Consider the following 7,303-nt stretch of genomic DNA (forward strand, 5'->3'; position numbering starts at 1 on the left):
GACGCCTTTGAAGCGGTACGTGGTTGGGAGAGCGAACAGATCGAGGGCAAGGTAGTGCACGATGAGCAGGTGGAAGACGGTTTTGATGCTTTTGAAGCGGTACGTGGTTGGGAGAGCGAAGCATTGGCAATAGCTCAAACACAAGAACCAAGTGTAGAAGATGAAACAATGCCGTTGGATATAGAGGAGGCAGAAGAGCCGCCAGTAATACCTATAGAAGAAGATGAACATCTGAACGAAGGTTTGGCTATGGACTTGTTCAATGAGGGACATACCAAACAAGCAGTGGAAATGTATCAGCAACTCATTGAAAAACATCCAGAAAAGGCCGATTATTATCGGGGACAGTTAGAAATTATTTCTGAAGATGTCAGTGATGATTTTAGTGCCGAAACCCCTTTGCCTGATGATATAGATGCTACTGGTTCATTGGCTGACACCAAGCCTTTTGAAGGGCCTGTGAAAGATGTGCCCAAAACTAACGAAACGGTCAAAACCCAAAAAGAAGAAGTAACAGAAGAAAAAAGTACTGAAGCTGATGTACCTTCTTTTTTTGATCAAATAGATATTACTGATCAAGAGACCACTATCGAAACTTCAAAAGTTGCCTCTAACGAAATTGTTAGTCAAAATGAAGAACAGCCAAACCACTCTCCTGTAGGAGAGGCTAAAGCTGAAGCTGTTGATGATGACGTGAGTGAAAGCGCCGCTATTTTTCTTTTTAATCAAGGTAGAAACGAAGAAGCCATTGCTATTTATCAGGAGTTGATGAAAAGACAGCCCAATCGTAAAGATTACTTTGTTGCACAAATCAGTATTTTGCAAAATGAACCTTTTGTTAAAGAAGAGCAGATGGTAGCAGAGACAACCCATACATCAGAGGATGAAGCAATGTCTGGCAATGATGTTGATTTTGTCAATGAAAGTACTGCCCTGATGCTGTTTAACCAAGGTAAACTGGAGGAAGCAATTAAAGTATTTGAGCAATTAAAAGAGCGCCACCCAGAAAAAGCTGCTCACTTTGCTTCTCAGATTGCCATTTTGAAGAGTTAATATGGTTGCCTGCCAGAATGTTTCAGGAACTTTGATTTACCCCAAAGATGTCAAATTTAAAGTGTACTCAGCAGAAGTGAATGAAACCAAAAAAACTAATCAATGGCTGAACACGAAGACAATGATCGCAAGATATTACAGCTACTACAGCATGATGACGAAGGCAATATTGAACTTGCTTTTCACCTGTGTGCAGGGCTTGAAGGAGCCTACAGTGAAGAAGTGGCCGAAGAGTTACAAAAGCACGTGTTTTTGTGTGTAAGGCACCAGGTAGAACTCAACTTTGTGCAAAACTTACGTTATTTAAGCCTCTGGAAAGATGACCTAACTGTACTGCCGCCAGAGGTGCTCCAATTGTCTAATTTGCGGCAATTGAACCTGGGTTATAACAAGCTTACCACTATACCCCCCGAACTCAATCAATTAAAATACCTTCAGGCACTTAGCCTGGTACACAATAAAATTACTTCATTGTCGCCTGCTATAGGGCAGCTCAAGCATCTACAGGAGCTAAACTTATGGAGCAACCGTTTACGCGATTTGCCCCCAGAGTTGGGCAATTTGAAAAGTTTGCAGTTGCTGGATTTGGTAGATAATCACTTAGAAGTTTTTCCCGAAGGCATTGGCAAACTAATCAATTTGCAACAGCTCAACCTGGAACACAACCGCTTGGCTGTTTTGCCCAAAACAGCGGGTAATTTAAAACAATTGGAAAAATTGGAATTGGGCAATAATGAGTTGAAAGCTTTGCCTGATGCCATAGGTAAACTTAATAAATTACAAATACTTGAAATTAGCCGTAATCAGTTAACATACTTGCCCACCAGCATAGGGCAATTGCAACAATTAGAGCAACTTGATTTAAGTAGCAACAAATTGAGTCAATTGCCTGCCGAACTCAAAGGCTTGGAAAATCTGCAGCAGCTCAACCTGATGTACAACCAACTTGCCCAGTTACCTGCTACTATAGGGCACCTCAAGCAATTACAAAATCTTAATTTGTGGAATAACCTACTAACAACCCTGCCCACAACTATAGGACAACTTCAAAATCTACAACGACTCAATATTGCGGACAATCGGTTGACTGCCTTGCCTGAACAAATAGGTATGCTTGCCAAACTGATAGAGCTAAAACTGGAAAATAACGAGATAACTCGTTTGCCGCCAAGTATTGGGCAGCTAAGCCATGTGGCAGAAATAAGACTGGAACATAATCTAATCACTGACTTACCCACTGAAATCGGCAACCTTTATTGTCGCCAACTCGACCTCAGCAGCAATCGACTCACCACATTGCCGTTAAGTATAGGTGGTTTACAATGTTTGTCGTTGAACCTTAGCTATAATGCCCTATCTTATTTGCCTCTTACTATAGGGCAATGGACAGATTTAATGGTACTCAACCTTAGTTCTAATCAATTAAGCTATTTGCCTTCTACTATAGGTAAAATGGAGAATCTGCAAGACCTTGACCTGAGCGACAATGATTTATCTTATCTGCCAACTACCATGGGCAACCTCAAGAGTTTGCGTAAACTTAACTTGTCTGGCAACCAATTAACTTCATTTGCTTTTGACCTGCAAAACCTACCTCACCTTCAGGAACTGGTATTATTGGGCAATCCTATATCAACAGAAGCCAAGGCAATTGTTAAGCAAGCTTTACCCCATTGTACTATTGTCTGGTAATTAAAGATCTTTCACCTTTTTTCTTAATCGACTAAAGGTTTCGGGAGTCATGCGTAGGTACGAAGCAAGGTATTTTTGTGGGATTAGTTGAATACAGCGGGGACTTTGTATCATAAGGCGACGATAACGCTCTTCGGCGGTATAAGATAAAATAGCTACTTCGCGGTTTGCCTTGCCAATCAAGATGTCTTCACAAATAAGTCTACCCCAACGCTCTACACTTTTGTGGCGTTCATACAATCCTTGTAAGTCGTGATAGCTTAGGCGTAGCAGTACGCTGTCGCTGATGGCCTGAAGGTAATACTTAGCCGGAGTTTGGGTAAGAAAAGAGTCCACGATCCCTGAGTAACTATGGTCAAAAGAAAAAGCTACACAAACCTCTTCTCCATCTACCAAGTGAAAACCACGTTGCACTCCATCTTCTACAAAATACAAATAACGTTCTGTTTCCCCTACTTTAGTTAAGTATTCGTTTTTAGCTGGCGTTACCAATGTCCAGCCTTGGGCAAAATCTTTCCATACCTCATCAGGTAGTATTACCTTTTGATGAATCGTGGCTCGCAAGTGAGCAAGTGCTTGAGTGTGTAGAGTGCGCATGCTAAACTGTTTGGGACAAAAAATAAGTTTTTTCAAATACATTGTCAAATAGCATAGAGAATACCTGCTTTATAAAAAGAATGGTATAATACATAGAAAAAGACTTATTGAGCAAGGATTGAAATCTTATAAAGTGGGAACAAATGGTGATGGATAAAGGTAACAATAGAGAAAAAGCCGTTTTGTGCTACGTGGTATTCTTTTAAAGGTTACAAAGAAAACGGATGTACTTGTAAGAAAAAACTCTTTTATAGACTTAAATTAAGTAGTTTTTAGAGAAAAAAGCTAAGAGTAAAAACAATATTCAAAGACAAAATGTATAAAAATGTACACTATGTTTTTTAAAAAAGGCGTAAATTGACAATTAAGCAAAACATAAAAAGAAAAAAATGAGATGGAATGAACAGGTAATTCTGAAAGTGGGGAAAATATGGCTAATTAGTGTGCTAAAGCAAAAAAAACTTGAGGGAAGTAGATAAAGGTTATCAACTATCCCCCAAGATCCTTCAACCAGCTATGCGATGCAAATATACGAGAAATTTCATTAGTTAAAATAGTTAAGAGAAAAAATATATAGATGTAGTGACACGAAATACCCTATAGCTCTCGTACTCTAATATAGGGAATACTTATTTTAAGTGTTTTTACCAAACATTATTGAAACAAAAAAGGAAATTTTAAAGTTTTTATAATGTTGGCTTTAATATTGATTTATATAATATTCGGTGAGTTAGTCAATAATTAAGCTTTTATACTTACCCAAGTAATTTTTATAGTGTTTTTCACAGAGGTTTTTTTAGGTAGCCAAATAATTGATTGTTACATTTGTAATATAAAATTTTATCAAGAGAAGGTTTTTTGATTATTTATTTGGGAGATAATGATTTTTTATAATAATATTTTCGGGTTAAAGGTTTAGGAAAACAATCCATACAGTGAGCAGAAAAACCAAAGATTTTATAGTAAATTGAGGATTAAGTTTAACACTAGATATAAATAATTATTTTACCATAAGGCGGGCGGGTTGCCCTAATTTTTTAAAACATTTAGACATCATGCAAACAACACAACACGAACAAACAATAACAGTAACACAAAAAAAACAAGTATCAACACAAAATGAGCATACCAAAAAAATCGAGCAACAGGCAAATCAAATTCGTTTGGCTTTGTTTCTTGTAAGCTGGATGATGGGCGTTCTTTTTGTGATCAGTAACATCTCATAAGCACTCATTCACACCAACACACCAAAGACAAGCAAAAATAGTCCTTCTACACCAAAACAACTTTTGCTTGCCCAGCATCTTTACTTTTAACCAAGTATTTTTTTAACACAATGAACACTGCAAATAAAGAACATCATGAAAACATCACCAGTATTACTTACATTGAATTTGGAACATAGTTCAGGCCAAGAACAGATCATTCTTAGCGATGTACCAGCCTGGGAGTTGGGCAACCTACACCTGGACGAATCCACGCACACCCAGGACCTGCCTTTTCACAAAGAATTACAGTTTGTGGTAAAAGCAAAAACCAGCAGTAAAATATTATTGGCATTGGTTGGTTCACCCAAGCAATTCCTGCGCAGAACTTTTGGTGGATCGCTAGAGGTAGACTACTATAGCATGCCTGATCAACTACAGTTTGAGTGGAAATTACTTCAAACCAATATCAACGACAAAATTGTAGGTAAAACATTTCGTTTGGTGCAAAGCAATGTACCCTTGGCAGATGTTCATTCTTGTAAAGAAGAACTCGTCGCAGTTTGAAAGCAACAGTTATAACTTATGAATGAAAGCCTCTTTAAGAAGAGGCTTTTTTTTGTGCGATTACTTTACCTATAGAGGTAGAGTACCCTCCTGTTTTTTCTTATTTAATCAAGCCTTGTTCAATCAAACTATCTGCAGTAGCAAGCAGTGCTTCTTGAGTATTGCGGGGTTGCCAATCGAGCATATTTATGGCCTTCGAGTTGTCAAACACACGTTTTTTACCTAGTTCATTCATTACAGAACGAGTGGCAGGATCAAACATACCAAAGAGCCTTACGGCAAAATTGGGCAAACTAAACTTAGGCATACGTTTTTTGTATTGGGGGTATTTTTCTCTCATAATCTCGGCAATTTCTGATACCCAATGAAAACCTGCATTACAGATAAACCTTTGCCCGGCAGCCTCTGGCTGTTCCATGGCTTTTATCTGCAGGTCTGCCACATCGCGCACATCCACCACCGAAAAACCAAATTTGGGAGCCCCCGGAAAATCACCATCCAATAGTTTTTTTACCAACTCAGCCGAAGTTCCATAGTCTTTTTCAAGCACTGGACCCATTACTGCCACTGGCTGAATAGTGACTAGTTCCATGGTCGTATCATTTGCTTCCATTACCTGCCAGGCAGCTTTTTCCGCGATAGTTTTGCTTCTTATATAAGGAGTAGTGTCTTTGCGGTCTTGTATATCAGTCCAGTGTGCTTCGGTGTAGGCTTTGGTGGTGTTGCCCTTCATATTGCCATAACCTATGGCTGCTACCGAAGAAGTCATCACTACCCTTTTTACCCCGTTTTTTATGGCAGCCTGTAGTACATTTTCTGCGCCTTCTTTGGCAGGTACAATCAGCTCATCTTCGTGCTTGGGCAAGCTTGCCGATAGGGGAGAAGCTACATGCTGCACATAGTCTACGCCTTGAGTAGCAGCATCCCACGACTGTGCTTGAGTAAGCTCTGCCTCGACAAAACTGAGGTTATCAATATGAGAAGTATATTGTGCAATCACCTCTTTGATAGATGCAATTCGTTGGGTGTTTCTTAAGCTACCTCTTACTTGGTAGCCTTCATTGAGCAATTGGATGGCAATATGCGACCCTATAAATCCGGTAATTCCAGTAACCAAAACTTTTGTGTTAGACTTATCCATTATAGTGTGAGATTTGAATTTAATTGAATATTTATTCGGTTTTTAAGTAAAAAAAATTATATGAATGTCTTTTGTTGCAATTATATGTAATCAACGACCCTTCTGGCTATCGTTATAAGCATCTCGCGAAAATTAATATAAATGGTTGTTAATCAACAGCTAAGGAACGGTGTCAAAATAAATTTACATTCTTAACCTCATCTTTTTTAGACATGCTTCGTTAAAAAAACTTGCCATAGCTATGGCTATGCCGCGTTTTTTGGCCTCGCCTGACCAAAAAATATTTCCTTAAACTATAGAACTTTATTTTTGCATCGTTCCTAAGCTTTGAGACAGTCCCAGCAAATAGAGAAAATCCTTTCTTTAATACTTTGAGTAACAGGTTGCTCTGCTATTTGGTAGTGATGAATAATACTTTTGATAATACCATCAAGCGCCAGCATCATTTCCAGGTCAGGCATTTGTTTGAGGTAATGTTGATTTTTACCTTCATTAATCAAAGCAATCAGGCGTGCTGCTTTTTTATCCAGGCTTAAATCCTCTTCGGTATGGTAGCAAAACGGAGAGCGTTGGTATTGTTCCTTAAATACTACCTCTTTTTGGTGTTTAATGAGGTAGCTCATATAGTTAAAGCACACTTTTTTGACTTTGATAGGGTACGGCAAATCAGATGAAATGCTTTTAAATAATATCTCAGTGCCCTGTTTTTCTATGTCTTGATAAAGTGTCTCAATCAACGCCTCTTTGTCTTTATAATAAGTATACAAAGATCCCGTACCAATGGATGCTTTTTTGGCTACTTCACTCATTTTTACACCAGCCATTCCCTTTTCAAACACCAGGTCAAGGGTAGCTTGTTTGATTGCCTTGTCTTTTGCCTCGTCTTTGGGTTTCACTCTTTATGTTTGTTTAAGTACATTATTTTATCAATAGTCCATAGCATTTAGTCCGTAGTCCATAGCCCCGACAGGGGGGCAAGTCCTTAGATGCCGATGCATATCGGTGCTTCAAGCGACAAGTCGCAAGTCCTTAGATACCGATGAATATC

7 protein-coding genes are annotated in these 7,303 nt (G+C 38.7%); 4 read left to right on the plus strand and 3 right to left on the minus strand.

Annotated features, from left to right (window positions below):
* Together Q0954_RS32005 and Q0954_RS32010 are read left to right on the plus strand one after the other, a co-directional pair.
* A partial coding sequence (locus tag Q0954_RS32005) for a tetratricopeptide repeat protein (RefSeq protein ID WP_299465437.1) occupies positions 1–1,053 on the plus strand: 1,053 nt, incomplete at its 5' end.
* Positions 1,054–1,155: 102 nt separating this feature from the next.
* Complete coding sequence (locus Q0954_RS32010; protein ID WP_299465440.1) at positions 1,156–2,745, plus strand: leucine-rich repeat domain-containing protein; 1,590 nt, start codon at positions 1,156–1,158, stop codon at positions 2,743–2,745.
* Here the strand turns inward: Q0954_RS32010 and Q0954_RS32015 are convergent, their stop codons facing one another.
* Positions 2,746–3,342 carry a Crp/Fnr family transcriptional regulator gene (locus tag Q0954_RS32015; RefSeq protein ID WP_299465443.1) on the minus strand — a complete coding sequence of 199 codons (597 nt, stop codon included), beginning with the start codon at positions 3,340–3,342 and terminating at the stop codon, positions 2,746–2,748.
* A 1,055-nt stretch (positions 3,343–4,397) separates the two neighbouring features.
* Here Q0954_RS32015 and Q0954_RS32020 point away from each other — a divergent pair.
* Positions 4,398–4,568, plus strand: coding sequence for a hypothetical protein (locus Q0954_RS32020; RefSeq protein ID WP_002692682.1), 171 nt, complete (start codon positions 4,398–4,400; stop codon positions 4,566–4,568).
* A 135-nt stretch (positions 4,569–4,703) separates the two neighbouring features.
* A complete protein-coding gene (locus Q0954_RS32025; RefSeq protein ID WP_299465451.1) occupies positions 4,704–5,114 on the plus strand; it encodes a hypothetical protein in 411 nt (136 codons plus the stop codon).
* Positions 5,115–5,214: 100 nt separating this feature from the next.
* Here the strand turns inward: Q0954_RS32025 and Q0954_RS32030 are convergent, their stop codons facing one another.
* Positions 5,215–6,255, minus strand: a complete 1,041-nt coding sequence (locus tag Q0954_RS32030) for an aldehyde reductase (protein ID WP_299465454.1) — start codon at positions 6,253–6,255, stop codon at positions 5,215–5,217.
* Between the two features lie 320 nt (positions 6,256–6,575).
* Positions 6,576–7,151, minus strand: coding sequence for a TetR/AcrR family transcriptional regulator (locus Q0954_RS32035; RefSeq protein ID WP_299465457.1), 576 nt, complete (start codon positions 7,149–7,151; stop codon positions 6,576–6,578).
* Positions 7,152–7,303: the final 152 nt, after the last annotated feature.

The sequence above is a fragment of the uncultured Microscilla sp. genome (genome assembly GCF_947493425.1).
In the GTDB taxonomy this organism is placed as follows: domain Bacteria; phylum Bacteroidota; class Bacteroidia; order Cytophagales; family Microscillaceae; genus Microscilla.

Coding starts and splice junctions, on each gene's coding strand:
- Q0954_RS32020 (WP_002692682.1), top strand. CDS start 4,398: ATGCAAACAACACAACACGAACAAACAATAACAGTAACACAAAAAAAA.
- Q0954_RS32015 (WP_299465443.1), bottom strand. CDS start 3,342: ATGCGCACTCTACACACTCAAGCACTTGCTCACTTGCGAGCCACGATT.
- Q0954_RS32010 (WP_299465440.1), top strand. CDS start 1,156: ATGGCTGAACACGAAGACAATGATCGCAAGATATTACAGCTACTACAG.
- Q0954_RS32030 (WP_299465454.1), bottom strand. CDS start 6,255: ATGGATAAGTCTAACACAAAAGTTTTGGTTACTGGAATTACCGGATTT.
- Q0954_RS32025 (WP_299465451.1), top strand. CDS start 4,704: ATGAAAACATCACCAGTATTACTTACATTGAATTTGGAACATAGTTCA.